Genomic DNA, 24800 nt, shown 5'->3' with positions numbered 1-24800 from the left:
AATTCCTCCAGGTCCTCACTGCGCGTGGCGCAGGCCGTCGGTGGGCGACTCGGGCATCGGGGGCACGTTCGGCTTGGGCTCGAACGACAACGTGCCGTGGTTGATCGGGAAGCTCGTCGGCACCGAGCCCGTCGCGCGGGCGTAGGCGCAGGCCACCGCCGCCTGGGCGGAGGCGACGCCGAGCTCACCGGCACCACCCGGCTTGCCGGTCGTCGGCGGCATGACGATGATCTCCAGCTCCGGCGGCGAGTTCCACTGCCGGGTGTAGAAGTAGTTGTCCCAGCTGGCTTCCAGGAAGTAGCCGTCGGTCAGGTGCAGGCTGGAGGTCAGCGCGTTGGCGATGCCGTCGTTGATGCCGCCCATGATCTGGGCCTCCAGACCGCGCGGGTTGACCGCCAGGCCGACGTCGACCGCGCAGACCGCCTTGGTCACGCGCGGACCGGCCACCGCGTTGCGGATGCGGCGGTTCACCGTCTCCGGCGTGCAGTCGATCTCCACCAGCGTCGCGATCGCCGCCCGGTACTCGTTGTGCAGCGCGATGCCCTGGGCGTGACCGGACGGCATCGACCGGCCCCACTCGCCCTTCTCGACGACCTCGTCGAGCACCGCCTTGAGCCGCTCCTCCTGCAGGAACCGCTTGCGGAACTCGTAGCCGTCCTGACCCATCTTGGCGGCGAGCTGGTCGATGATCAGCTCCCGCGCGGTGACGACGTCGGGGGAGTAGATGTTGCGCATGCTGCCGGTGTTGAAACCGTGGTCGGTCTCGTTGAGCAGCATCGTCGTCGCCCCGAAGCCGTAGGGCATCGTCTGGGTGAAGTGGAAGATGGTCTGCGAGAAGGTCGCGTCGGCGATCGGCAGCTTCGCCGCGCTGGCGGTGATGATCTCGCCGAAACCGTGGCTGAAGTCGGTGAACACGCTGGTGTGCCGCTGCTCGTAGCTGAGCACGCTGTCCCCGGCGACGCCGACCCGCACCCGCGAGGTCGCCATCGGGTGGGTGCGCCCCTGCCGCGAGTCGTCGGAGCGGTGCCACATCAGCTTGACCGGCTTGCCGATCTCGTGGGAGATCTCGGCGGCCTCCATCGCGCCGTCGTTGAACAGCTTGCGGCCGAACGACCCGCCGCCCTCGGTGACGTGCACCTTCACCGAGCCGAGCGGGAGCCCGTACTTGGCGGCGATGGTCTCCTTGGTGACGATCGGGTTCTTCTGCGGCGACCAGATCTCCGCCCGGTCGCTGCGCATGTCGGCGACCGCGCAGTTGGTCTCCAGCGCGCTGTTGCTGCGGAAGTAGAAGGTGAAGTCGCCCTCGACGCTGTCGTCGCCCTTCGGCGCCACGAGCGGGATCTCGGCCGCGCGCAGCTCCTTCAGCACCGACTCGTCTGACTTGCCCTCGGCCGTGCCGGGCTTCCAGTCGACCTCCAGCGCGCGCACGGCGTCGATGCACTGCCCGAAGGTCTCCGCGCGCACCGCGACACCGGTGGAGATCGCCACGACGTCGGTGACGCCGGGCATGGTGGCGACCTCGTCGAGGTTGCGCACCTCGCCGGGCTTGCCGTTGAGCGTCGGCGGGCGGCACACCATCGTCGGCAGCGCGCCCGGGATCTTGAGGTCCATCGCGAACTTCTTCTTGCCGGTCACCGCGGCGCGCGCGTCCACGCGGTTGCGCGGGGTGCCGATGACCGAGAAGTCCTCGTTGGCCTTGAGCTGCACCGGAACTTCCTCGGTGCGCTGACCGGCGGCCTTCTTGGCGAGTTCGCCGATGCCGAGGGTGTTGCCGAGCAGGTCGGTGATCACGCCCTGCTTGAGCCGCAGCGTCGCCACCGCCTGGTTCAGCTCGACCGCGGCGGCCTGCAGCAGGCGGCCCCGCGCGACGGCCGCGGCGACCCGGATCGGGGTGTAGGTGGACAGCGTGCTGCCGGAACCACCGGTGATCTGGTTGAACACCAGCTCCGGGCGCGCGTCGGCGAGGGTGACGTGGACGTGCTCCAGCGGCACGTCCATCTCCTCGGCGATGAGCATCGCGGTGGAGGTGGTGATGCCCTGCCCGACCTCGGCGCGCGGCAGCTCGAAGGACACGGTCCCGTCGGTGTTGACGGTGACGGTGATGAGGTTCGCGGTGGGCGCGGCGGAGAACTCGAGCAGGTCGCTGAGATCGGCGATCTCGGCGAGCGCGGGCGAGGGGATCGGCGGCGCGCCTTCGGCCTGCGCGGCCTGCGCGGTCAGGTTCAGGTCGGCCGCGGCGACCAGCGTCGGCGCCGCCAGCACGTAGCCGAGGAAACCGCGACGCCCGACGTGGTGGGACGCGGCTTCGGCCGGCTCCGAGGGCGGTGAGGTTCGGTCCGCGGTCGTCATCTCGCTCCCCCTCCGCCGGACGCAGCGGGTCCGGCAGCCGGAATTATGGGCGTGGCCTGGGAAAAAGCGTTTCCCAGGCCATTCGAACAGCGGAACTGTAACGTTGAGCGTTAAACAGGTCAACGGTTCTCGTCCACAGCAAGATCACGATCGCGTCAAGCGGTCGAAATGCCCAATTCGGCGTCCGTTTCACGCATCGGGCGCGTCGAACCGGCGGCGCACGTCCTCGGCGACGTGCGGATGCCCGGCCGCCTCGATGAGCTTGGCGAACCGCTGCGCGGTCAACCGCCGCACCGGGTTGCGCTCACCGTGCAACCCGAGCTGGTCGAGCAGCATACCGACGTGATCCGAAGGCGTTCGCGCACCTGCGGTCAGCTTCTTGAAGGCACCCCATCCGACCCCCGCCAGCAGCGGAACCACCACCCACGCAGGCCATTCCAGCAGAATCCCGAACACCAGCGGGATCAGCACCGCCAACCCGAGTCCGATGTAGAGGATCCGGTTCGAAGCGGGTTCCGGTTGCGGGTTCGGTGTTCTCGGTCATCGGTGGTCGTCCTTCGGGCGCTGGACGAACTGGTTGCCCGATCCGCTGTGGTGCGGTCCGCTGGTGGGGGCGTTGAAGTGCGTGGTGGTGCCGCCCATCTGGAGGCCGCCGTAGATGGTCCCGGCCTGGACGCGCGGGCCGTCCCCGGTGCTGTAGTCGTAGTTGCGGACACCGCCGGAGGACCTCGGTTCCTCCTGGCGGTCGTCCAGCGCGGGCACGAGTTTCACGAGGTGGCGGGCGAGGCGGTCGAGGTCGTCCTCGGCGTTGCGGACGTCGAAGTCCAGCGCGTTGAGGTAGGCGAGGAACTCCAGCTCCGCGGGGAGGTCCCGGGGATCGAGGTGCGGCAGTCCGCGCCCGCAGTGGACCGGGATGATGCGGGCCCCGGCGCGCATGGCGTTGAGGATCTCGAGCCGGATGAAGTCGTCCTCCCGGGCCAGCCGCGGGTGTCCGCGCTCGTCCGGGAACTTCGCCCAGCCCGCGCCCATCAGCACCAGCAGCACCGTGGTGGTCGACGACTCGCGGTTCAGCCGCGTCCGGTAGTCCTCGCCCGGATCCATGTTGGCGTCCCGGAAGACCAGCTTGTCGCCGAACCGGTCGGACAAGGCCTTCTCCACGGGCACGGCGGCGAACTCGCCGCTGTCGCCGGTCCGGTAGTTGACGAAGATCTCGGGCACGACGGTTCTCCTGTTCGGTTGGGGGCGGGGTGATTTCAGCTGTTGTGGTGGTGCAGGGAGGTGATCAGGGCCGGTTGGAGGGCCTGGACCGCGGGGACGCGGTGGTGGCGGGCCAGCAGCTGGTTGAGCTTGCGCAGGTCGGTGAGGACCGTGGCGGAGGTGACCGCGTCGACGACCGGCAGCACCTCGGTGGTGAGCGCGCAAGCGTGCTCGATCTCGCCCGCAGCTGCGTGGGCGAGGGCGCGGCGGAGGCCGTAGCGGGCCCGCGAGCGCAGCGCCTGCTCCGGCAGCCCGGTGACCTCGCGGTCGAGGACCTCGGCCGCCCGGTCGGTGCGGCCCAGGTCGTGCAGGCACCAGCCGGTGATCATCGAGACCGGGTCGCTCAGGTTCGACGCGCCCAGGACCGGTCCGGGCTCCGGCCGTGCCGCGTCGAGGTGCCCTCGGGCGAGGTCGAGGGTGCGCATGCAGCGGTCGTAGTCGCCCGCCAGCGCGTGCCCCTGCGCCTCGTGCAGCGCCGCCCAGCCCCGGATCCGGTCGGTGAGCGCGTCGCGCCTGGCCCGCTGGGCGACGTCGATGGTCTCCCGCGCGTCGTGGCGGTAGAGGGTGACCAGCGCCCGGCGCACCAGCGCGTAGGCGCCCAGGCTCTGATCCCCGCCGGCCTCGGCCAGCCGCACCGACTTGTCGGTCCACCACAGCGCCGCGCGGTCGTCCCCGGCCTCCTGGGTCATCCAGCCCGCGAACTCCGCGTATCGGGCCGTCAGGGCCAGGATCTCGGCCGCCTGCGCCGGATTCGCGTTGCGCGCCAGGTCCCGCAGCGAGTGCGCCTGGGCGATCAGGCTCGGCAGCACCAGCGACGGGCTCGCGGTCTGCCCGAGCGCGCGGAGCTGGGCGAACATCGCCTGGAACGGCTCGGTGGCGCCGCCGGCGGCCACCGCGCGCGAGCCGCCCACGCCGAAGGCCACCACCGAGGCGGCCCCGGCCGTCAGGACGCTCCTGCGGTCCATCGGTTGGAACGAACTGCTTCCGTCGGAATCGAGTCGCAACACCCACACCTCATCACCATCGGTCGGGATTTCGGAGGGCAGAGGTGTTTTCGGCGCGTGCTCGGAAACGAGGTCGGACAGCGTGCCCCCGGTCTTGAGGGCGGTATCGGCTCGCCGCGCGAAATCGGGAGTCGGTGGCTTGCCACCGGTTTCGATTTTGCTGAGATAACCCTTGCTGTAGTGCAGGAGTGCCGCGAGCCGGGAGAGCGTCAGTCCGGCCTCGATCCGCAATCGTCGAAGCTCTGCCCCGAACAGTGTGGGCCGCTCGGTCAACTCGCCCTCCGGGTTGCCCGTTTCCCGTTCATCCCGGCATCGGGAAACGGGTGGCCGGATGCTCCTGCCAGCGGAGATCGTGGGTTCAGCGGGTTCAGTCCTGGAACTGGAACACCGCTCGACACTAGGAGAAGTGATGTTGACCGACGACCTCTCCCGCGAATTCACACCCGAACAGCGCAGCGCTTCACCCGCGCGCCTGCTCGGACACCTGGCGATGACGCTGGGATTCACCGCCGTGCAGGTGTGGGCGTTCTTCGAGCTGGCCTCGTTGCACGCGTCCGGACCGGTTCTGGTGGCGCTCGTCGTCGTCATGGCCGCCGCAATCCTCGTCATCATCGATGCCTGGATCGACATCCGCGGGCTCGCATCAGCTGTGCTGCGTTCACCGGCGGATTCTGGCGGAGATCGGAATTAACAAGCGGCGGTTCACCAACGGTTTCCCGTTTCCCGTTCGAGCGTGAACGGGAAACGGGAACGGGGGGAGAGCGGAGCGAGGCTGGGGGTCTCGCTCCGCTTCTTCACGTCTGCAGGGGGCGGTGGGCGACCAGTTGCAGCAGCAGCTCGGAGACGTCGAAGTCGGTGATGAGGCTGGTGACGATGCCCGAGCGCAGCACCGCGTCTATCGCGCGGGCCTTGGGCGTGGTGTAACCGACGGCGATGACCTCGGGGACCGCGCGCAGCTGCTCGTGCGGGATGGCCAGGACGTGGTGGGCCAGGCCGGTGGACAGCTCGTTGCCGTCGGCGTCGAAGAGCCGGGCGGCGATCTCGGCGGTGGCGCCGCGCTCGCGGATGGACTCGCGCTCGGCGGGGCTCAGCGAGTCGTAGACCGTCGACTCGTTCTCCTGCCAGGCGCCGATGCTGACCACCGCCTTGGTGAGGTGGTGGAACTGCTCGAAGGTCTCGGCGATGCCCGGCTGGTTGCGCAGGATCTCGGTGGTGCGGCGGTCGGGCAGCACCAGCGGCCCGTAGATGGGGTAGGACTCGCCGCCGGCGACCGCGGCGACCCGGCCCACCGTCTCCACCGAGCGGTCGCGCATGTCCATCCCGGCCTGCACGCCGCACAGCTGCACGATCGGGCACTTCGGCAGGCTGCGGACGGCCTCGGCCATCGCGTTCACCGAACGCGCCCAGGACAGGCCGATGACGTCGCCCGGCACGGTGATCTCGGAGAGGAGCTGCGCGGCCAGCGCACCGACCCGGCGGCGCAGCTCGGGCCTCTCGGCCTTCGAATGCGCTCGGTTGAGCACCAGCGCGCGCCGCAGCCCGTAGGCGGTGCGGAGCCGTTCGGACTGCTCCACGTCGACCGGGAAAGGTAGCTCGAACGAGATCTTGATCAGGCCGGTCTCCTGCGCCGATGTCAGAATTCGGGCGACCTTGAAGCGGCTGATGCCGAACTCCTCGGCGATCTCCAGCTTCGAGCGCCCGGCGACGAAGAACCGGTGCGCGATGGACGCCGCCGTCATGGTGTCGATGAGCCCGCTGCGTGGCCGAGAAGTGCTCATCTGAGCACTATAACGTGAAATCTGAAGGAAAGGTTGACGTCATCAACAGTGAACCTCTTCAATGCGTGGCAAGTTCAGGGCAGAGTACAGCGCAGTTCGCTCAGATGAGCGCTCTGGAGTCGGAGGTGTGATGCGGGCCGCGATCATTGACGAACCCGGTTCGATCCGGGTTGGCGACGTACCGGATCCGGTACCTCGGGAGCGGCAACTGGTGGTGAAGGTCGGCGCCACCGGTATCTGCGGCACCGATGTGCACATCGCCGACGGGCACTTCCCGCCCACGCCTTACCCGATCGTGCCGGGCCACGAGTTCGCAGGCGAGGTCGTCGAGGTGGGCCCGGACGTCCCGGGCGACTGGAAGGTGGGCGACCGGGTCGCGGTCGACCCGTCGCTGTTCTGCGGGTACTGCACGCCCTGCCGCAACGGGCACGGCAACCTCTGCGCGAACTGGGGCGCCACGGGTGACACCGTCGACGGCGCGTTCGCCGAGTACGTCGCCGTCCCGTCGGCCAACTGCTACCGGATGCCCGAGGAGCTGACCTGGCAGCAGGGCGCTCTCGTGGAACCGGTCTCCTGCGCGGTGCACGGCGTCCGCCAGATCGGTGTCGAAGCCGGCGAGCGGTTCCTGGTCATCGGCGCGGGCACGATGGGACTGTTGATGCAGCAGCTGCTGCAGCGCGCGGGCGCGCAGGTCACCGTCGCCGACCGCAACGCCTCGCGGCTGCCGCGCGCGGAGCGCCTGGGCGCCGTGGCCACCATCGAGGACGCCGCCGAGCTGGAGGGCGGCTTCGACGCGGCCGTCGACTGCACCGGCGCCGCCCCGGCGATCGAGACCGCGTTCGACAAGCTGCGCCGCGGCGGCCGGCTGCTGGTCTTCGGCGTCGCCCCGGCCGAGGCGCGGATCTCGCTGTCGCCGTTCCGCATCTACAACGACGAGATCACCATCGTCGGCTCGATGGCGGTCCTGCACAGCTTCGGCCCCGCGCTGGACCTGATGGCGATGGGCGCGATCAACAGCGACGAGCTGCTCACCGACGCGCTGCCGCTGGAGGAGTTCGGCAAGGCCCTGGAGCTCATGCGCAGCGGCGCCGGGCTCAAGGTCCAGGTCCTGCCGGGAGGTGCCGATGCCTAGGTCGTTACGGCGCGGGCGGATACGGCTCGCGCTGCTGGCGATGGTCGGCCTGCTGCTGACCAGCTGCGCCGGCGCCGGGGCGCTGGGTTCCGGCGGACGAACCCTGGTGATCGCGATCGTGTCCAACCCGCAGATGGAGGACGCGGTCGCGCTCAAGGGCGAGTTCGAGAAGGAGAACCCGGGCATCCACCTGAAGTTCGTGCAGCTGCCGGAGAACCAGGCGCGCGCGAAGATCACCGCCTCCACCGCCACCCAGGGCGGCGAGTTCGACGTGGCGATGATCAGCAACTACGAGACCCCGCAGTGGGCGGCCAACGGCTGGCTGGAGAACCTCCAGCCCTACATCGACAAGACCCCCGGCTACGACGCGAACGACTTCATCCCGACCATCCGGGACTCGCTGTCGCACGACGGGTCGATGTACGCGGTGCCGTTCTACGGCGAGTCGTCGTTCCTGACCTACCGCAAGGACCTGTTCGAGCAGGCCGGTCTGGTCATGCCGGAACACCCGACGTGGCAGCAGATCGCCGACTTCGCGGCCAAGCTCGACAACCCCGCCACCGGCGTCTCGGGCATCTGCCTGCGCGGCAAGCCCGGCTGGGGCGAGAGCCTGGCGCCGTTCTCCACGGTGGTCAACACCTTCGGCGCCCGCTACTTCGACGAGAACTGGCACGCCCAGATCACCTCGCCGGAGTTCAAGGCTGCGGCCAACTTCTACGTGAACCTGGTTCGCGAGCACGGTGAGGTCGGTGCCTCCAGCGCCGGGTTCTCCGAGTGCGGCACGCACTACGCCCAGGGCCAGGCCGCCATGTGGTACGACGCGACGGTCATGGCGGGCACCAACGAGGACCCGGCCGAGAGCAAGGTCGTCGGCAAGAACGGCTACGTCGCCGCTCCCGTCGAGCGCACCCCCGAGGCCGGCTGGCTCTACACCTGGTCGCTGGCGATGCCCAAGGTCGCCAAGGACAAGGACGCCGCCTGGCGGTTCATGAGCTGGATGACCTCCAAGCAGTTCGTCAAGCAGGTCGGCAACGACTTCGGCTGGAACCGGGTTCCGCCGGGCGTGCGCAAGTCGACCTACGAGATCCCGGAGTACCAGCAGGCCGCCTCGGCCTACGCGCAGCCGACGCTCTACGGCATCGACAAGGCGCAGCAGTCCAACACGATGGCGAACCCCGTTCCGTACCCGGGGATCCAGTTCGTCGGCATCCCGGAGTTCCAGGACCTGGGCACCCGGATCAGCCAGCAGTTGTCGGCGGCCATCGCCGGGCGGATCACCGTCGACGAGGCCCTGGAACAGTCCCAGGAGTACGCCGAGTCCGTCGGCGAGTCCTACCGGGAGACGCGATGAGCCAAACGGTGGTCGAAGAAGTCAAGGCGCCCGCGGTGCGCAAGAACGAGCCCGCGAAGGCCGGTTCGTGGCTGCGCCGCGCGCCGCTGCTGCCCGCGCTGCTGTTCACGGTGCTGGTCACGCAGATCCCGTTCCTGATGACGGTGGTCTACTCGTTCCAGTCGTGGAACCTGGTGCGGCCGGGCTCGCGGCACTTCGTGGGTCTGCGCAACTACGTCGACGTCTTCGCCGACAGCCAGTTCCGCGGGGCGCTGCTCAACACCGTGGTGCTGACCGTGGTGTGCGTGTTCGTCTCCATGCTGCTGGGGCTGGGCCTGGCGATCCTGCTGGACCGGAAGTTCCTGGGACGCGGCGTCGTCCGCACCCTGCTGATCACGCCGTTCCTGATCCTGCCCGCGGCCGGCGCGCTGCTGTGGAAGACCACGATGTTCGACCCGACCTACGGGCTGCTGAACTTCGTCTTCGGCGGCGACACCGACTGGCTGGCGGAGTTCCCGCTGGCGTCGGTGATGACGCAGGTCATCTGGCAGTGGACGCCGTTCATGATGCTGCTGATCCTGGCGGGCCTGCAGGGCCAGTCGAAGGAGGTGCTGGAGGCCGCCGCGGTCGACGGCGCCGGGCGGATGCGGACGTTCCTGTCCATCACGCTGCCGCAGCTGTCGCGGTACCTGCAGCTGGCGGGTCTGCTGGGGGCGATCTACATCGTCAACAGCTTCGACGCGATCTTCCTGATGACGCAGGGCGGTCCGGGCACTGCCAGCACCAACCTGCCCTACTACATCTACCAGCGCGCGTTCGAGGGCTTCGACATCGGTCAGTCCTCGGCGATGGGCGTCATCGTGGTCGTCCTGACCCTGATCGTCGCGAACTTCGCGCTGCGCTTGATGTTCCGCACCTTCGGCCTGAGCGAGGCGCGCTGATGCATACCTCGAACCCGATCGGCCGGTGGGCGCTGACCGCGTTCACCTGGGTCGTGGCGATCCTGTTCGTCTTCCCGCTGCTGTGGATGGTGCTGACCTCCTTCAAGGAGGAGGCCGACGCCTACACCGATCCGCCGCGGCTGCTGTTCACCCCGACGCTGAGCCAGTTCGCCGGCATCCTGGAACGCGGTTTCCTGCCGTACCTGGGCAACTCGGCGTTCGTCACGATCGTGTCGACGCTGCTGGTGCTGCTGCTGGCGGTCCCGGCGTCCTACGCGCTGTCCATCGCCCCGGTTCCCGGAACCCAGGGCGTGCTCGGATTCTTCTTGTCCACCAAGATGCTTCCGATCGTGGCGGCGATCATCCCGCTGTACGTCATCTCGCAGAACATCGGTCTGCTGGACAACGTCTGGGCGCTGGTCATCCTCTACACGGCGATGAACCTGCCGCTGGCGGTGTGGATGATGCGGTCGTTCTTCCTGGAGGTGCCCAAGGAGATGGTCGAGGCCGCCCGGGTCGACGGCGCACCGCTGCCGGTGCTGCTGTTCCGGGTGATCCTTCCGGTCGTCGCCCCCGGCATCGCGGCGACGGCGCTGATCTGCGTGATCTTCTCCTGGACGGAGTTCTTCTACGCGGTCAACCTCACCGCCGCTCAGGCCGGCACGGTGCCGGTCTTCCTGGTCGGCTTCATCACCAGCGAGGGCCTGTACTGGGCGCAGCTGTCGGCGGCGGCCCTGATGGCCTCGCTGCCGGTGATGGTCATCGGCTGGATCGCGCAGAACCACCTGGTTCGCGGTCTGTCGATGGGCGCGGTGAAGTAATCCGGACCGGGGCCGCCGGAGATATCGCGCGTTTCCGGCGGCCCCACCCGGAAAGGTCTCCCCGAATTCACCGAGACATGGCTCACAGATCACGTCAGGTCCGGTGAATTGAGGACGTTGGTCCTAGCGAGTGCGGTCGTTCCTTGGGCATGCTGTGAGTAGCCGCTCGGTTACGAGCAGGTGCCTTCGGAGGTTTCACGCTTGTTGGCTAGGGAGACGACCATGGAACAGACCAGGATCGGCGCGTCCGCATCGAACGCAGTCGAGAAGCAATCCGAGACTGCCAGGGCGTCCGCTCCTCACGAACTTCCGGTGCCTCGCTCCGCCGAGGAGCTCAGCGGCAAGCCCCGCCTGGTGATCACCCGCGGCAACGCGGTGGGCAGCGGATTCGTGCTCCAGGCCGAGCGCACCACGATAGGGCGCGACGCCATATGCGACATCGTCGTCGACGACATCACCGTCTCCAAGGAGCACGCCGAGATCCGGCTGCGCGGCGAGTCGCACGTGCTCGTCGACGGCGGTTCGCTCAACGGCACCTACCTCAACAGACTGCCGGTGGACACCGCGGAGCTGCACGAGGGCGACGAGATCTGGATCGGCAAGGCGCGGTTCCTCTACCGAACCGGGCTGTGAGTTCGCCGCGGGCGTCGACCGGGGGTTCGAAGCTCCCCCGGTCGGCGCCCGCTTTTCGCGCGTGATCAACCGGTTTCGGTCGCGTGCAGGTCCGCCGGGCGCAGCGCGATGGTGGCGGTGAGACCGATGAGGCCGGTGAGCACCAGGTAGCCGCACGCCCACCAGGGGGATCCGCCGCCCGCGGTGATGAGCGCCGTGACGATGAGCGGGGTCAGGCCCGAGGCGTAGATCCCGGAGAACTGGTAGACGAACGACATCCCGGTGTAGCGCGAGCGCACCGGGGCCAGCTGCGCGTAGAGCGTGCCCTGGGGCGCGTAGAGCAGCGCGTGCACCACGCCCAGCACGAGCACGATGATGATCCCGGACAGCAGCAGGTCGCGGGTCTGGAAGGCCACGAACGCGGGGTAGACCGACACCGCGAACAACCCGGCGCCCAGCGCGTAGGCGCGGCGCGGCGTGATGCGGTCGCTGACCCGCCCGAACACCGGCAGCAGCACGGCCAGCACCGCCGAGGCCAGCATCACCGAGACCAGCACCCCGTTGCGCGGCAGGTGCAGCGTCGAGGTCGCGTAGGACAGGAAGAACACCGCCCAGGTGTTGAACGCCGCGCCCTCGGCCCAGCGCGAGAGCAGGCCGAGCACCGTGTTGCGGCGGGTGGTGCGGTCGCGGAACAGCTCCACCAGCGGGGTCTTGGCGGCGCCCTGGGTCTCGCGCATCCGCTCGAACGCCGGGGTCTCGGCCACCCGCAGCCGGATCACCAGGCCGATGAGGACCAGCAGGATGCTCACGCCGAACGCGATCCGCCAGCCGTAGCCGAGGAACTGGGCGTCGTCGAGGACGTTGCCGAGCAGCGCGAACAGCCCGGTGCCCAGGCCCAGCCCGAGCGCCAGCCCGACCTGCGGCCAGGCGCCGTACCAGGCGCGCTTGCCGGGCGGGGCGTACTCGACGGCCATGAGCACGGCGCCGGCCCACTCACCGCCGATCGCCAGGCCCTGCACCACGCGCAGCAGCACCAGCAGCAGCGGTGCGAGCAGGCCGACCTGCTCGTAGGTGGGCAGCGCGCCCATCGCCGCCGTGGACAGGCCCATCAGCAGCATCGTGGTGACCAGGGTGCGCTTGCGGCCGATGCGGTCGCCGATGTGTCCGAACAGGACGCCGCCGAGCGGCCGGGCGACGAACCCGACGAAGAACGTGACGAACGCCAGCATCGTCGACACCGCGGGGTCGTCGGTGGGGAAGAAGAGCTTGTCGAACACCAGACCGGCGGCCGTGCTGTACAGGAAGAAGTCGTACCACTCGACGGTCGTGCCCATCAGGCTCGACACGATCACGGTGCGCACGTCGCGGCGCGAGACCTCGCGCACGTCCGGAGCAGGCTGCAGGCCCGCGGTCATCACTGCCTCCAAGGCCGGAGTCCGGCCGGTTAAGAACGGTGTCGGTGGGCACGTCTGAGGTCGTCAGGGCTGGGGACAGGCTGCGGAGGCCACGCGGAGCAGGTCGACGTGGTGACGGGAGGTCAGCAGTGCGGGGCGGAGCACGGGGCAGAGCTTCGCCGCCGGACTCCGACCCGGTCAAGAAGCGTGGGAGGAAGTTTCCACGTTGTGGGATGCGTCGCGCGTTCGTTGACTTCGCTCCGCCCGCTGCCGAACGATGAAGCGCGTGGAACCCCTGACCCGCCGCCGCCACGTGGACCTGCTCCGCGTCGTCGCACAGGCCTGTCGCAGCTGACTTCCCCTCCCGCTCAGACCGGACAGACAGTCCACAGAGGACTTTTGGAGAAGCAGATGTCCCTCACCTTCCACTGGTTCCTGCCCACCTACGGCGACAGCCGCTACCTCGTCGGCGGCGGCCACGGCACGCCCACGCACACCGCAGGCGGCGCCCGCCCGGCCACGCTGGGCTACCTCGGGCAGATCGCGCGCAGCGCCGAGCAGCTCGGCTTCGAGGGCGCGCTGACGCCCACCGGTGCGTGGTGCGAGGACGCGTGGCTGTCCACCGCGATGCTCGCCGAGGTCACCGAGCGGCTGAAGTTCCTCGTCGCCTTCCGGCCCGGCCTGCTCTCGCCGACGCTGGGCGCTCAGATGGCTGCGACCTTCCAGCGGCACTCCGGTCAGCGGCTGCTGCTCAACGTCGTCACCGGCGGCGAGAGCCACGAGCAGCGCGCCTACGGCGACTTCCTGGACAAGGACGCCCGCTACGCCCGCTGCGACGAGTTCCTGGAGGTCGTGCGCGGCCTGTGGCGCGGCGAGCGGATCGACTTCCACGGCGAGCACGTCCGCGTCGAGGGCGCCGAGCTCACCCGCCTGCCCGACCCGGTGCCGCAGGTGTACTTCGGCGGCTCCTCTCCGGCCGCGGGCAACGTCGCCGGCAAGCACTCCGACGTGTACCTGACCTGGGGCGAACCGCCCGCCAAGGTCGCCGAGAAGATCGAGTGGATCCGCGGGCTGGCCGCCGCGCAGGGGCGTTCGCCGCGCTTCGGCATCCGGCTGCACGTGATCAGCCGCGACACCTCCGAGCAGGCGTGGGCCGAGGCGCAGCGGCTGCTCGACGCCCTCGACCCGTCGGTCATCGAGCAGATCCAGGCGGGCCTGGGCCGCAGCGAGTCCGAGGGGCAGAAGCGGATGCTGGAGCTGCACGGCGGCTCCAGCTCGCAGCTGGAGATCTACCCGAACCTGTGGGCCGGTGTCGGTCTGGTGCGCGGGGGAGCGGGCACCGCGCTGGTCGGCAGCCACGCCGAGGTCGCCGAGCGCATCGAGGAGTACCACGCGCTGGGCATCGACGAGTTCGTGCTCTCCGGCCACCCGCACCTGGAGGAGGCGTACTGGTTCGGCGAGGGCGTGCTGCCGATCCTGGAGCGCAAGGGGCTGTGGCGGCACCCGGACCGCGCCGAGGCCGAACCCGCCCCGGCGAGCATCCCGTTCGCGGGAGCCCCGACCCCCGCTTCCTGAGCCGAACGCGAAACGGCCCGGACGGCTCTCTCGTCCGGGCCGTTTCGCGATGGAGCGGGGTGACTCCGCGATGATCGCGGAGAGTGGAGGGAACGACCGAGAACGGTTCCGGGAAGAATGCGAGGGCTTGCGCTACCGGCGGGAATCCGGAAATGCGAGAAGTCGCTCTGGGTGAGCATTTTAGCGCCGGTAATCGAACGTTGTTCTCGCGCAATTCCAGCGAGTCCGCATCGTTGTTCCGGGCTGTGGGATCTGTCCTGTTCCGAATGGTGATCATCTGTCATGCTCTGCCGCCGCGCGGCACGTCGGGGAGCGCGAAAAACCTCGCCGGAACACGACTTCTCGGATGGCAGATGAACTACGCTCAGCAACAGATGGTACACGCACGGCCACCGCATCATCGGCCGAAACCCCGCCGCACCGGCAGGAAGATCCTCGTCGTGCTGCTGGTCCTGGTGCTCGCGCTCGTCGGATTCCTGATCTACGTGGACTTCTCGCTCAAGCGGGAGGCCGCGCTGCCGGCCGGTGGTGACCGTCCCGCCGACGGGCCGGGGACCAACTGGCTGCTCGTGGGCTCCGACAGCCGCGAAGGGCTCGACGCCGACCGGCAGGCCGAGCTGGGAACCGGTGACGCCGCGGGCCGCCGCACCGACACCGTCATGCTGGTGCACATCCCGCAGGCCGGCGGCAAGCCCACGATGGTCAGCCTCCCGCGCGACTCCTACGTCTCGATCCCCGGGCGCGGCAAGGACAAGCTCAACGCCGCCTTCGCCTACGGCGGCCCGCAGCTGCTCACCCGGACCGTCGAAGCCGCCACCGGCGTGCACGTCGACCACTACGCCGAGATCGGGCTCGGCGGCTTCGCCGACATGACCGACGCGATCGGCGGCGTCGACGTCTGCGTCAAGGAACCGATGCAGGACCCCAAGGCCAACCTCGACCTGCAGGCCGGGTGCCAGGAGCTCGACGGTCCGCAGGCGCTGGGCTACGTGCGCACCCGCGCCTCGGCGCGCGGCGACCTGGACCGGGTCGAGCGGCAGCGCGAATTCCTCGCCGCGCTCACCGAGAAGGCCTCCTCCCCAGCGGTTTTCCTCAACCCGCTGCGGCTCTTCCCGCTCATCACCGACACCTCGGGCGCGTTCATCGTCGACACCGGTGACCACGTCTGGCACCTCGCCGGGCTCGCGTTCGCGATGAACGGCATCGCCTCCGGGCAGGGCGTGACCACGACGGTCCCGATGTCCGGATTCGGCGAGACCAGCAGCGGCGCGTCCGTCGTGAAGTGGGACAACGACAAGGCCGAGCAGCTCTTCGGCGCGCTCGCCAACGACACCCCGGTTCCGGAGGACGTCATCGTCACCGGAATGTGAGTCGCGCATTCCCCGGCGCCCGATCGGAATGAATTCTTCCGGTTGGGCGCCGGGGTAGTTCGCGGGAATTCCTCAGACGTCGGCGGCGCAGCGGAAACCGAGATTGCCGCTCGAACTGTCCGGCGTGTTCGACGTCCTCGCCGCCACCCGGTAGCGATTGCAGTAGGAGTCGTGGCACAGGTAGGAACCGCCGCGCATCGCGCGATTCTCGATTCCCTCCGCGAACCGGTCGGCGCACCACTCCCACACGTTGCCGGAGACGTTGTGCAACCCGAAACCGTTGGGCTCGAAGGAATCCACCGGTGCCGTGCCGACGTGGCCGTCCTCGGCGGTGTTGCGGACCGGGAACTGCCCCTGCCAGATGTTGCAGCGGTGCTCGCCGCCCGGCGTGAGCTCGTCACCCCACGGGTAGCGGGCCTGGTCCAGGCCACCGCGCGCCGCGTACTCCCACTCCGCCTCGGTCGGCAGCCGCGTGCCCGCCCACGTGCAGAAGGCGGCGGCGTCGTGCCACGAGACGTGCACGACGGGGTGATCCCAGCGGCCGTCGAGATCGCTGCCCGGCCCCTCCGGGTGCCGCCAGCAGGCACCGCTCACCCCGCACCACCACGGGGTCTGCTCCGGGCGCGGTGACTCCTTGCGCAGGTGCCCCGGCAGGAACTTGGCGAACACGTAGGTCCAGCCGAAGCGCTCGGCCTCGGTGACGTAGCCGGTGGCCTCGACGAACTCGGCGAACCGCGCGTTGGACACCGCGTGCCGGTCGATGGCGAAGGCCTCCACCCGGACCTCGCGGATCGGGCCCTCGGCGTCGTCCGGGAACCCGTCGGCGTCCTCGGTGCCCATCCGGAACACCCCGCCCGGCAGCACGACCATCCCCTCCCGATCGCCGCTGCCCGGCGTGATCGGCTGTTCCGGCCCGCTCGCGGAACCGGAACGCGACGGGGGACAACAGCTCGCCACTCGGCACCTCCCGCACTCGTCCTGCGCTGCGCGACGACGGTACCCGCGCGCGTCACGCGCGGGAGGAGGGCTTCCGGTGTGACGGCGGCAACTCCCGGGAACCAGGACGTTGCGGGCACCGACATCTCGAACGGACGCACCACGCCGCGAACGGAGACGAGATGAGCACCGAGGCGACCCCGGCCGCCGATCAGACGCCCGGAACGACACCGCCCGCGCCCGGGACGTGGGCGGCGCTGCGCCCGCTGGTGCTGCGGCTGCACTTCTACGCCGGACTGCTCATCGCCCCGTTCCTGGTCGTGGCCGCCACCACCGGGCTGCTGTACGTGTTCAGCCCCCAGCTGGAGCAGCTGGTCTACGACCACGAGCTGCACGTGCCCGCGAGCCCGCAGGTGGTCTCGGTGGACGACCAGGTCGCCGCGGCCCGCGCGGCGCTGCCCGGCGCCTCGGTGCAGTCGATCCGCCCGGCGCCCACCCCGACCGACACCACGCAGGTCCTGTTCGCCGCGCCGGACCTGCCGGAGAGCTTCCAGCGCACCGCGTTCGTCGACCCGCACACCGCCGAGGTCCGCGGCGTCCTCGACACCTACGGCAGCAGCCAGGCGTTGCCGCTGCGCGCGTGGATCGACAACCTGCACCGCGGCCTGCACCTCGGCGACTTCGGCCGGCTCTACAGCGAGCTCGCCGCGAGCTGGCTGTGGGTGGTGGTGCTGGGCGGCGTGCTGCTGTGGTTCCGGCGTCGCCGGGCCACCCGCCGGTCCCTCGTCGTCCCGCCGTCCGGCACGACCGGCCGCAAGCGGCTGCTGTCCTGGCACGGCGCGCTGGGCACCTGGATCGCGCTGGGCCTGCTGTTCCTGTCGGCGACCGGGCTGACCTGGTCGAACTACGCGGGCGCCAACGTCACCGCGCTGCGCGAGGCGCTGTCCTGGGAGACCCCGACGGTCTCCGCCTCCGCCGTCGCGCCGGAGCACCAGGGCCACCACGGCCACGGCGGGCACAGCATGCACACCGGTGCCGACGTCGGCCCGGAGCGGGTGCTCGGCGCCGCCCGGGCGGAGGGCCTGACCGGGCCGGTGGAGATCACCCCGCCGAGCCACGGCGGCGCCTACGTGGTGCAGCAGATCCAGCGGCACTGGCCCACTCAGCAGGACTCCGCCGCCGTCGACCCGGCCACCGGCCAGGTCGTCGAGACGCTGCGCTTCGCCGACTGGCCGCTGATGGCCAAGCTCGCCCGCTGGGGCGTCGACGCGCACATGGGGCTGCTGTTCGGTCTGGTCAACCAGCTGGTGCTGGCCGCTCTGGTGGTGGCGCTGCTGACCGCGATCGTGCTCGGCTACCGGATGTGGTGGAAGCGCCGCCCGGCCGGGACCTTCGGCGCCCCGGTCGCCCGCGGTGCCTGGCGCCAGGTCCCGCTGCGGGTGCTGCTGCCGCTGATCGCGGTGACGCTGGTGGTGGCGTTCTTCCTGCCGCTGCTGGGGATCTCGCTGCTGGCGTTCCTGATCCTCGACACCGCGCTGGGGCGCTGGCGGGCCGCTCGGGCCTAACGTGACGTTCGTCATCCGCTTCCTGAAACGCCCCCGCGCCCACGGGTACTCGATCACCGGCTGAGAAATTCGCTTGACCAGGCCGGATGATGGAAGACGTCGCGCACGCCGGAGACCGCGCCCGATTCGCGGCGCTTCGGCGCGACGGGAATTTTCGTCCGCACCGGACGTTAAGGTGACACGGAGCTCTTGGGGGACGAGCACGCTCGTGAAGGGGACGGTTCACGTGCCGCCCCGGCACTGACCCGCTGACCCGCCGGCCGAGATCCGGCCGCGCCCGACGCCGCCGCGGCCCACCGCGCGGGTCGACCCGCCGCGCCGCCTGAGAGCGCAGAACTCCACCGAATCGCCGTCAGCGACGCGGCGAGCCCGACCGGGACACCGGCCGGGAGGAACACGGCCGCGACCAGGCCCCACACGAGCGAGGTGCACGACAAGCCCATGACCGAGACGGCCGCGATCGCGGAGCCTGACCGGCAGACCACACCGCCGAAAGCCACCGTGCTGCTCAGCGTGCTGGTCGCCTCGGCGTTCGTGATGATCCTCAACGAGACGATCCTGAGCGTCGCGCTGCGCGACCTCACCGTCGACCTGAACGTGTCCACCACGACCGTGCAGTGGCTGACCAGCGGGTTCCTGCTGACGATGGCGGTGGTCATCCCGATCACCGGCTTCCTGCTGGAGCGCTTCACGCCCCGCCAGGTGTTCCTCACCGCGATGAGCCTGTTCAGCCTCGGCACGCTGCTCAGCGGCCTGGCGCCCGGCTTCGGGGTGCTGCTGGTGGGCCGCGTCGTGCAGGCCGCGGGCACGGCGGTGATGCTGCCGCTGCTGATGACCTCGGCGATGCGGCTGGTGCCGCCGAACAAGCGCGGCGCCACGATGGGCACGATCTCGATCGTCATCGCCGTCGCCCCGGCCGTGGGCCCCACCATCGGTGGTGCGGTGCTGTCGTCGCTGGGCTGGCGCTGGATGTTCTGGATCGTGCTGCCGCTGGCGGTGATCGCGCTGGTGATCGGCGCCGTGTGGCTGCGCCTGGACAGCGAGACCCGGTCGGTCCCGCTGGACGTGCTGTCGGTGGTGCTGTCGGCGATCGGCTTCGGCGGCCTGCTCTACGGGCTGTCGGCGTTCGGCGAGTCCGGTGGCGCGCACGCCGTTCCGCCGTGGGTGCCGCTCGTGGTGGGTGCCGTGGCGCTGGTGCTGTTCGTGAGCCGTCAGCTGCGGTTGCAGCGCGACGACAAGGCACTGCTGGACCTGCGTCCGTTCCGCAACCGCTCGTTCGTGGTGCCGCTGGTGCTGGCCGCGCTGCTGTTCATGTGCCTGCTGGGCGCGGCGGCGATCCTGCTGCCGCTGTACCTGCAGACGGTGCTCAAGACCAGCACGTTCGTCAGCGGTCTGGCGGTGCTGCCGGGCGGTCTGCTGATGGGTCTGATGGGGCGGCCGGTCGGCCGGCTGTTCGACCGGATCGGGCCGCGCCCGCTGGTCATCCCGGGCGCGGCGGCGATGGCGGTGGCGCTGTGGCTGTTCGCCACGCTCACGCCGCAGTCCTCGCTGGGCGCGGTGATCGGCTTCCACCTGCTGCTGATGCTGGGCCTGAGCCTGATGATGACGCCGCTGATGACCTCGACGCTGAGCTCGCTGCCGGATCACCTGTACTCGCACGGCAGCGCGATCCTGGGCACGCTGCAGCAGGTCGCGGGCGCGTTCGGCACGGCGGTGTTCGTGACGGTCTCGTCGCTGAGCTCGGCCAACCCGGCCGGGATCCCGGACGCGGCCGGTCTGCGCACGGCGTTCATCGTCGCCGGTGGCATCGGCCTGCTGGCGTTCGCCACGGCCCTGTTCATCCGCAAGACCGACGGCCAGGGCACCTCGGCAGCAGCGGTGCACTGACCCAACCGCCGAAAGAGGCCGGGGGTGCGTGGGTTTCCACGCACCCCCGGCCTCTTTCTGGCGCCCCCGCCTCGTCTGCTGGTGTTCAGTTCGGTGCGTTCCTCACCAGTGGACAGTTTTAGCCATAATCACCCATGATCAATGTCCTTTTTGTCGGGACAATTATGGCTAAAACTGTCCGACTCCAGGACTTCTACTTCCGGGAGCGGAGGAGCTTGTTGAAGGACTTGGCGTTCTTCGGAGCCGCGTGGAGGCGGCCCGCCGCGGCGTCGTCGATGAGGGCGTCGACGGTCTCCGCCGCGCACGCGCGGTTGGCGCCGATGCCGCCCGCCGCGCCGCGCTTGGCCCAGCCCACCACGTAGGTGCCCGGCTGAACCCGCCCCGCCTCGTTCGGGATGACCCCGCTCGCCTCGTCGAACGGCAGCTGCGGGATCCGCACCCCGCGGCTGCCCACCGACCACAGCACCATCCCGGCGTCCAGGTCGCGGCTGCCGGAGCCGTCGCCGACCCGCAGCGCGCGGACCTGCGCGTCCCCGACGACCTCGGCCGGCGCCGACGAGAACCGCAGCACCAGGCGGCGATCCCCGGCCGGAGCCCGGTCCCAGTCGACGTCCTCGACCGGCAGGTCGCGCAGCAGCCCGGCGGTCGAGCCCTCGGCCGCCGCGGCGATGACCTCGCCCGCGCCGCCGTGGCCGTCGACCACGATGCGACCGGCGAGCCGCTGCTGGATGCCGATCCACTCCGAGCGCGTGTACGCCGCGTGCTCGGGCCCGCGCCGCGCCAGCAGCACGACCTCGCGGACCTTGCTCTTGCGCAGCGCGGCCAGCGCGTGCTCGGCGATGGGGGTGCCCGCCAGCTCGTCGGGATCGCTGAGCAGCAGCCGCGCCGCGTCCAGCGCGACGTTGCCGTTGCCGACGATCACGACCCGTTCCGACGACAGCTCCACCGCGTCGGCCGCCATGTCCGGGTGCCCGTTGCACCAGGCCACGAACTCGCGCGCGGCCAGCGTGCCCGGCAGGTCCTCGCCGGGCAGCCCGAGCGTGCGGTGGCCGGGCGCGCCGACGGCGTAGATCACCGCGTTGTGGTGCTCGGTCAGCTCGGCGTGGCTGATGTGGCGGCCCACCTCCACGCCCAGGTGCATCCGCACCCGCGGGTGCTTGTAGCTGGTCGCGAAGGTGTGCTCGATCTGCTTGGTGCTGGGGTGGTCCGGCGCGACGCCGAACTTGATCAGCCCGCCCGGCGTGGTCATCCGGTCGATCAGCGTGATCTCGGCGTCGGTCGAGCGCAGCAGCGACTGCACCGCGTACCCGGCCGCCGGGCCGGTTCCCACGACCGCCACCTTCGGCGCGGCGGCGTCCGTCGGCAGCGATCGCGGGAACTGCGGCTGACCCCAGGGGTAGGAGGCCGGGATCTCGGAGAACCGCTCCCGGTTGATCTCGGCGTGCACGGACAGTTCACCGGTGAGCTTGTCGATCGGGAACACCGCGTCGACCGGGCACGCATCGGCGCAGGCGCCGCATCCGATGCAGGCGCGCGGGTCGATGTAGAGCCGGTCGGTGGTCCCGAAGTCGGGCTCGTCCGGGGTCGGGTGGATGCAGTTGACCGGGCACACCGAGATGCACGATGCGTCGGCGCAACAGGATTGCGTGATCGCGTAGGTCATGGTCCTGGACTCAGATCATGTGGACGCGCTTGTAGAACGCGATCGCCGGACGGGTGAGCAGGCCTGCCTCGTCGAGGAACTCCATGAGACCGGCGCAGCCGTTGCGCATCAGCGACTTGCGGTGCTCGTTCTTCTTGACGGCCTCGACGGCGCGCTTGCGGTCCAGGCCGATGGAGTCGTAGACCTTCGGGCTGACCAGGCTGGAGACGATGACGTAGCCGACGACGGCGATCGCCAGGGCCGAGAACTGCCGCTGCAGCTTGTTCTTGCCCTGGATGTGCTCCTTGATCTCCTCGCGCGCGAACTTCATGTGCCGCGACTCCTCGACCACGTGGATCTTGGAGCTGGTGCGCACGATGTCGAGCACGCGGTCGTCGCGCATGAAGTCGCGCTGCACGACGTCGAGGACCTCCTCGGCGACCAGCGTCGCGCCGTAGGCGGTCTCCCCGACGGCGGTCGACTTGAAGAAGCGCGCCAGCTCGAGCACCAGCCGCTTGGGCAGGTAGGCGGGCACCTTCAGGGTCTGGCAGATGCGGGCGAACATGATCGAGTGCCGGCACTCGTCGGCGATCTCGGTCAGGGCGAACTGGAACTCCGAGTTGGCCGGGTTCTTGGCGTACTGATCGCGCAGGATCATCTGCTGCAGGATCATCTCGAACCAGATCCCGGTGCTCATCATCGAGCACACCTCGTGCCTGCTCAGCGTGATCCGCTGCTGCTCGGTGAGCTCGTCCCACAGCGGGGTGCCGTAAAGCGTGCTCCACTCCGGGCTCAGTCCGTACTGGTCCTCGGGCAGGGCCGCGTCCCAGTCGATCTCGGTGATCGGGTCGTAGGACAGCGTCTGCGAGGACTCCAACAGACGGCTGGAGAAGTCCTGCTCAGCGCTCTGGCCGGCAACACCGACGGCGGTCATTGCGCACCTCCGCAGTTCGTCGTACTCGAAGTAACAGGAACAGACTGTACCCCATAAATCCGCGGTTGCGGAGTCCCTTTTCGCCGACGGATAGACTCGGCGGGTGACCGCATCAACGACACGGCAGGTGGACGGCCGCAGCGCCCGGTGGGCCGGGTATCGCGAGAAGCGGCGGAAAGAGCTGGTGGATGCGGCGCTGAGCGCCATCGCCAAGCACGGACCTGAGGTGTCGGTCGAGCTCATGGCCGAGGAGGCCGGTGTCGCCCGGCCGCGGCTGTACAAGTACTTCAACGACACCGCGGACCTGGGGTCGGCCATCGCCGAGCGGGTCGCCGAGATGGTCACCGAAGAGCTGGCGCCGATGTTCAACCCGCGCGGCACGCCCGCGGAGATGATCCGCGCGGCGATCGGCGCGCACACCAACTGGCTGGCCGAGCACGGCAACCTCTACCGCTACCTGAGCATGAACTCGGCGACCGGCACGTCCGGGCAGAACGTCGTCGCCGACGTCAAGACCGTCATCGCTCGCCAGGTGACCGGGCTGTTCGAGTTCTTCCTGAAGCAGTTCGGCATCGAGGTGCCGGTGGTCCAGCCGCTGGCCTTCGGCATCGTCGGTCTCGTCGAGTCCGGCGCCAACAGCTGGCTGGAGGAACCGGGCGGGCTCACCCTCGACGAGCTCACCGACTGGCTCTGCGACTGGACCTGGCACCTGCTCGACCGGTCGCTGCAGGTCTACGGCATCGAGCTGGACCCGAATCTGCCTCTGGCAGAAGCGGATCCAGCCGACGACTGACTCAGAGCATGTGGACCTGCTTGTAGAGGTTGACCGCCGGGGCGGTGAGCAGGCCCGCGTCGTCGAGGAAGTCCATGAGCGGCGCGCAGGCGTTGCGCAGCATGGACTTCCGGTGCTCGTTGGCCTGCGCCGCGGCCAGACCGTCGCGCGGGCGGATCCCGACGGCCTTGTACACGCGCGGGTTGACCAGGCTGGAGATGATCGCGTAGGAGATCAGGCCGATCAGCCAGGCGCTCGCGTGCCGCTGGAGCAGGTTCTTGCCCTGGAGGTGCTCCTTGATCTCCTCGCGCGCGAACTTCATGTGCCGCGACTCCTCGACCACGTGGATCTTTGAGCTGGTGCGCACGATGTCGAGCACGTTCTCGCCGCGCATCCAGTCGCGCTGCATTACGTCGAGGACCTCCTCGGCGACGAGCGTGCCGCCGTAGGCGACCTCGCCGCCCGCGGTGCTCTTGAACAGCCGCGCGGCCTCGACGACCGCCTTGTGCGGGAAGTAGGCCGGGATCTCCAGCTTCTGGCAGATGCGGGCGAACATGATCGAGTGCCGGCACTCGTCGGCGATCTCGGTGAGCGCGAACTGGAACTCCGGGTTGGCCGGGTTCTTGGCGTACTGATCGCGCAGCAGCATCTGCTGCAGGATCATCTCGAACCAGATCCCGGTGCTCATGATCGAGCCGACCTCGTGCCGGGTGAGGGTGATCCGCTGCTGCTCGGTGAGCCCGTCCCACAGGGACGTGCCGTACAGCGTGCTCCACTCGGGGTTGAGCCCGTACTGGTGGTCGGGCAGCGGGCTGTCCCAGTCGATCTCGGTCATCGGGTCGTAGGAGAGCATCTCCGAGGATTCGAGCAATCGCGTGGAGAAGTCCGGTTCCACGTGCTGGACAGCGGTCATGTCCACACCTCCGCACTACGGTGTACTGGAAGTAACAGGAACACGACTGTAACCCATATTTTCCCGCTGCAGAACACCACTTGATCAGCGGTGCGACCAACGGTGCAGGTCACGAGCGGTGCCGGTCACGCCTCGCGACCGGCACCGCTCGCGGATGATCGGGATCAGGAGTTCTCGCGGCCCCGCGCGGCTTTCGCGGCCTTGTCGGCCTTGCGGGCGCGCGCCCGCTCCTCCTCGCGGCGGGCCTCGACGCGGGTGGTGCGCTCGCGCTGGAGCCACTCCGGGTCCTCGTCGCGGAGAGCGTTGATCTGCTCGGTGGTCAGCGGATCGGCGTAGCCGTTGCGGGTGAGACCGCTGATCGACACCCCGAGCTTGGCCGCGACGACCGGGCGCGGGTGCGGCCCGTTGCGGCGCAGGTCGCGCAGCCACTCCGGCGGGTCGGTCTGCAGCGCGTTGAGCTCGTCGCGCGAGACCACGCCCTCCTGGAAATCGGCGGGGGTGGCTTCCAGCAGCACACCGAGCTTCTTGGCCGCCGTGGCGGGCTTCATCGTCTGGACGGATTTGCGCGACGTCATCCGCCCAGCGTAT

The 24800-nt window shown here is 69.6% G+C and carries 23 protein-coding genes; 11 read left to right on the top strand and 12 right to left on the bottom strand.

All coding sequences use genetic code 11. From position 1 onward, the window contains the following. Positions 1–15: 15 nt before the first annotated feature. The 4 genes from BM424_RS12180 to BM424_RS12165 form a co-directional block, all read right to left on the bottom strand. The gene (locus BM424_RS12180) at positions 16–2349 is read right to left on the bottom strand and encodes a molybdopterin cofactor-binding domain-containing protein (RefSeq protein ID WP_093416355.1); all 2334 of its coding nucleotides are present in this window, start codon (positions 2347–2349) and stop codon (positions 16–18) included. A 189-nt stretch (positions 2350–2538) separates the two neighbouring features. Further along, positions 2539–2820, bottom strand: a complete 282-nt coding sequence (locus BM424_RS12175; RefSeq protein ID WP_245775826.1) for a hypothetical protein — start codon at positions 2818–2820, stop codon at positions 2539–2541. Positions 2821–2889: 69 nt separating this feature from the next. Continuing rightward, on the bottom strand, positions 2890–3567 hold the full coding sequence (locus BM424_RS12170) for a TIR domain-containing protein (RefSeq protein ID WP_175548052.1): 678 nt from the start codon (positions 3565–3567) through the stop codon (positions 2890–2892). Positions 3568–3602: 35 nt separating this feature from the next. Next, positions 3603–5051 carry a helix-turn-helix domain-containing protein gene (locus BM424_RS12165; protein ID WP_483880137.1) on the bottom strand — a complete coding sequence of 483 codons (1449 nt, stop codon included), beginning with the start codon at positions 5049–5051 and terminating at the stop codon, positions 3603–3605. On the opposite strand from BM424_RS12165, the gene BM424_RS29190 reads away from it, so the two are divergent. Then, positions 5020–5301 (top strand): hypothetical protein, encoded by a 282-nt coding sequence (locus BM424_RS29190; protein ID WP_139274054.1) that lies wholly within the window; start codon positions 5020–5022, stop codon positions 5299–5301. The two genes, BM424_RS12165 and BM424_RS29190, sit on opposite strands and share 32 nt — an antisense overlap. A gap of 103 nt (positions 5302–5404) precedes the next feature. Here BM424_RS29190 and BM424_RS12155 read toward each other — a convergent pair whose 3' ends face one another. Beyond that, positions 5405–6388, bottom strand: a complete 984-nt coding sequence (locus tag BM424_RS12155) for a sugar-binding transcriptional regulator (RefSeq protein ID WP_093416342.1) — start codon at positions 6386–6388, stop codon at positions 5405–5407. 130 nt (positions 6389–6518) lie between these two features. On the opposite strand from BM424_RS12155, the gene BM424_RS12150 reads away from it, so the two are divergent. The 5 genes from BM424_RS12150 (at position 6519) to BM424_RS12130 (ending at position 11245) form a co-directional block, all read left to right on the top strand. Beyond that, positions 6519–7520 (top strand): zinc-dependent alcohol dehydrogenase family protein, encoded by a 1002-nt coding sequence (locus tag BM424_RS12150; protein WP_093417016.1) that lies wholly within the window; start codon positions 6519–6521, stop codon positions 7518–7520. Beyond that, entirely contained in the window at positions 7513–8871 is a 1359-nt protein-coding gene (locus tag BM424_RS12145) for an ABC transporter substrate-binding protein (protein WP_093416340.1), read from the top strand. The genes BM424_RS12150 and BM424_RS12145 overlap by 8 nt, the downstream gene beginning before the upstream one ends. After that, positions 8868–9791, top strand: coding sequence for a carbohydrate ABC transporter permease (locus BM424_RS12140; protein ID WP_245775790.1), 924 nt, complete (start codon positions 8868–8870; stop codon positions 9789–9791). The genes BM424_RS12145 and BM424_RS12140 overlap by 4 nt, the downstream gene beginning before the upstream one ends. After that, on the top strand, positions 9791–10612 hold the full coding sequence (locus BM424_RS12135; protein ID WP_093416334.1) for a carbohydrate ABC transporter permease: 822 nt from the start codon (positions 9791–9793) through the stop codon (positions 10610–10612). The genes BM424_RS12140 and BM424_RS12135 overlap by 1 nt, the downstream gene beginning before the upstream one ends. 312 nt (positions 10613–10924) lie before the next feature. Beyond that, entirely contained in the window at positions 10925–11245 is a 321-nt protein-coding gene (locus BM424_RS12130; protein ID WP_245775789.1) for an FHA domain-containing protein, read from the top strand. A 65-nt stretch (positions 11246–11310) separates the two neighbouring features. On the opposite strand, the gene BM424_RS12125 is transcribed toward BM424_RS12130, so the two are convergent. Together BM424_RS12125 and BM424_RS29870 are read right to left on the bottom strand one after the other, a co-directional pair. After that, positions 11311–12639: an MFS transporter gene (locus BM424_RS12125; protein WP_093416329.1), complete on the bottom strand. Its 1329-nt coding sequence runs from the start codon at positions 12637–12639 to the stop codon at positions 11311–11313. A gap of 63 nt (positions 12640–12702) precedes the next feature. Further along, on the bottom strand, positions 12703–12783 hold the full coding sequence (locus BM424_RS29870) for a putative leader peptide (protein WP_425442010.1): 81 nt from the start codon (positions 12781–12783) through the stop codon (positions 12703–12705). 246 nt (positions 12784–13029) lie between these two features. Here BM424_RS29870 and BM424_RS12120 point away from each other — a divergent pair, with 246 nt between their 5' ends. Together BM424_RS12120 and BM424_RS12115 are read left to right on the top strand one after the other, a co-directional pair. Then, positions 13030–14193, top strand: a complete 1164-nt coding sequence (locus tag BM424_RS12120; RefSeq protein ID WP_093417013.1) for an LLM class flavin-dependent oxidoreductase — start codon at positions 13030–13032, stop codon at positions 14191–14193. A gap of 440 nt (positions 14194–14633) precedes the next feature. Beyond that, positions 14634–15563, top strand: coding sequence for an LCP family protein (locus BM424_RS12115; RefSeq protein ID WP_245775788.1), 930 nt, complete (start codon positions 14634–14636; stop codon positions 15561–15563). 72 nt (positions 15564–15635) lie between these two features. Here BM424_RS12115 and BM424_RS12110 read toward each other — a convergent pair whose 3' ends face one another. Beyond that, positions 15636–16520 carry a formylglycine-generating enzyme family protein gene (locus BM424_RS12110; RefSeq protein ID WP_483880136.1) on the bottom strand — a complete coding sequence of 295 codons (885 nt, stop codon included), beginning with the start codon at positions 16518–16520 and terminating at the stop codon, positions 15636–15638. Between the two features lie 161 nt (positions 16521–16681). On the opposite strand from BM424_RS12110, the gene BM424_RS12105 reads away from it, so the two are divergent. Then, a complete protein-coding gene (locus tag BM424_RS12105; protein ID WP_093416320.1) occupies positions 16682–18064 on the top strand; it encodes a PepSY-associated TM helix domain-containing protein in 1383 nt (460 codons plus the stop codon). A 441-nt stretch (positions 18065–18505) separates the two neighbouring features. Next, positions 18506–19951, top strand: coding sequence for a DHA2 family efflux MFS transporter permease subunit (locus BM424_RS12100; RefSeq protein WP_093417010.1), 1446 nt, complete (start codon positions 18506–18508; stop codon positions 19949–19951). Between the two features lie 193 nt (positions 19952–20144). Here the strand turns inward: BM424_RS12100 and BM424_RS12095 are convergent, their stop codons facing one another. Then, positions 20145–21614 (bottom strand): FAD-dependent oxidoreductase, encoded by a 1470-nt coding sequence (locus BM424_RS12095; RefSeq protein WP_093416317.1) that lies wholly within the window; start codon positions 21612–21614, stop codon positions 20145–20147. 10 nt (positions 21615–21624) lie between these two features. After that, positions 21625–22527, bottom strand: coding sequence for an AurF N-oxygenase family protein (locus tag BM424_RS12090; protein ID WP_093416314.1), 903 nt, complete (start codon positions 22525–22527; stop codon positions 21625–21627). A gap of 103 nt (positions 22528–22630) precedes the next feature. Between BM424_RS12090 and BM424_RS12085 the strand changes: the two genes are divergently transcribed. Next, complete coding sequence (locus BM424_RS12085; RefSeq protein WP_093416311.1) at positions 22631–23320, top strand: TetR/AcrR family transcriptional regulator; 690 nt, start codon at positions 22631–22633, stop codon at positions 23318–23320. A 1-nt stretch (position 23321) separates the two neighbouring features. Here BM424_RS12085 and BM424_RS12080 read toward each other — a convergent pair whose 3' ends face one another. Next, positions 23322–24212 (bottom strand): AurF N-oxygenase family protein, encoded by an 891-nt coding sequence (locus BM424_RS12080; protein ID WP_093416308.1) that lies wholly within the window; start codon positions 24210–24212, stop codon positions 23322–23324. 164 nt (positions 24213–24376) lie between these two features. After that, on the bottom strand, positions 24377–24787 hold the full coding sequence (locus tag BM424_RS12075) for a DUF5997 family protein (protein ID WP_093416305.1): 411 nt from the start codon (positions 24785–24787) through the stop codon (positions 24377–24379). Between the last annotated feature and the right edge of the window lie 13 nt (positions 24788–24800).

The sequence above is a fragment of the Saccharopolyspora flava genome (genome assembly GCF_900116135.1).
Lineage (GTDB): Bacteria > Actinomycetota > Actinomycetes > Mycobacteriales > Pseudonocardiaceae > Saccharopolyspora > Saccharopolyspora flava.
This window is presented reverse-complemented; position numbering and strand designations above follow the sequence as displayed.

What these genes read in the sequence shown, in the direction of transcription:
- BM424_RS12150 (WP_093417016.1), top strand. Translation starts at nt 6,519, where the DNA reads ATGCGGGCCGCGATCATTGACGAACCCGGTTCGATCCGGGTTGGCGAC.
- BM424_RS12135 (WP_093416334.1), top strand. Translation starts at nt 9,791, where the DNA reads ATGCATACCTCGAACCCGATCGGCCGGTGGGCGCTGACCGCGTTCACC.
- BM424_RS12140 (WP_245775790.1), top strand. Translation starts at nt 8,868, where the DNA reads ATGAGCCAAACGGTGGTCGAAGAAGTCAAGGCGCCCGCGGTGCGCAAG.
- BM424_RS12145 (WP_093416340.1), top strand. Translation starts at nt 7,513, where the DNA reads ATGCCTAGGTCGTTACGGCGCGGGCGGATACGGCTCGCGCTGCTGGCG.
- BM424_RS12075 (WP_093416305.1), bottom strand. Translation starts at nt 24,787, where the DNA reads ATGACGTCGCGCAAATCCGTCCAGACGATGAAGCCCGCCACGGCGGCC.
- BM424_RS12125 (WP_093416329.1), bottom strand. Translation starts at nt 12,639, where the DNA reads ATGACCGCGGGCCTGCAGCCTGCTCCGGACGTGCGCGAGGTCTCGCGC.
- BM424_RS29190 (WP_139274054.1), top strand. Translation starts at nt 5,020, where the DNA reads ATGTTGACCGACGACCTCTCCCGCGAATTCACACCCGAACAGCGCAGC.
- BM424_RS12080 (WP_093416308.1), bottom strand. Translation starts at nt 24,212, where the DNA reads ATGACCGCTGTCCAGCACGTGGAACCGGACTTCTCCACGCGATTGCTC.
- BM424_RS12105 (WP_093416320.1), top strand. Translation starts at nt 16,682, where the DNA reads ATGAGCACCGAGGCGACCCCGGCCGCCGATCAGACGCCCGGAACGACA.
- BM424_RS12120 (WP_093417013.1), top strand. Translation starts at nt 13,030, where the DNA reads ATGTCCCTCACCTTCCACTGGTTCCTGCCCACCTACGGCGACAGCCGC.
- BM424_RS12095 (WP_093416317.1), bottom strand. Translation starts at nt 21,614, where the DNA reads ATGACCTACGCGATCACGCAATCCTGTTGCGCCGACGCATCGTGCATC.
- BM424_RS12100 (WP_093417010.1), top strand. Translation starts at nt 18,506, where the DNA reads ATGACCGAGACGGCCGCGATCGCGGAGCCTGACCGGCAGACCACACCG.
- BM424_RS12090 (WP_093416314.1), bottom strand. Translation starts at nt 22,527, where the DNA reads ATGACCGCCGTCGGTGTTGCCGGCCAGAGCGCTGAGCAGGACTTCTCC.
- BM424_RS12155 (WP_093416342.1), bottom strand. Translation starts at nt 6,388, where the DNA reads ATGAGCACTTCTCGGCCACGCAGCGGGCTCATCGACACCATGACGGCG.
- BM424_RS12180 (WP_093416355.1), bottom strand. Translation starts at nt 2,349, where the DNA reads ATGACGACCGCGGACCGAACCTCACCGCCCTCGGAGCCGGCCGAAGCC.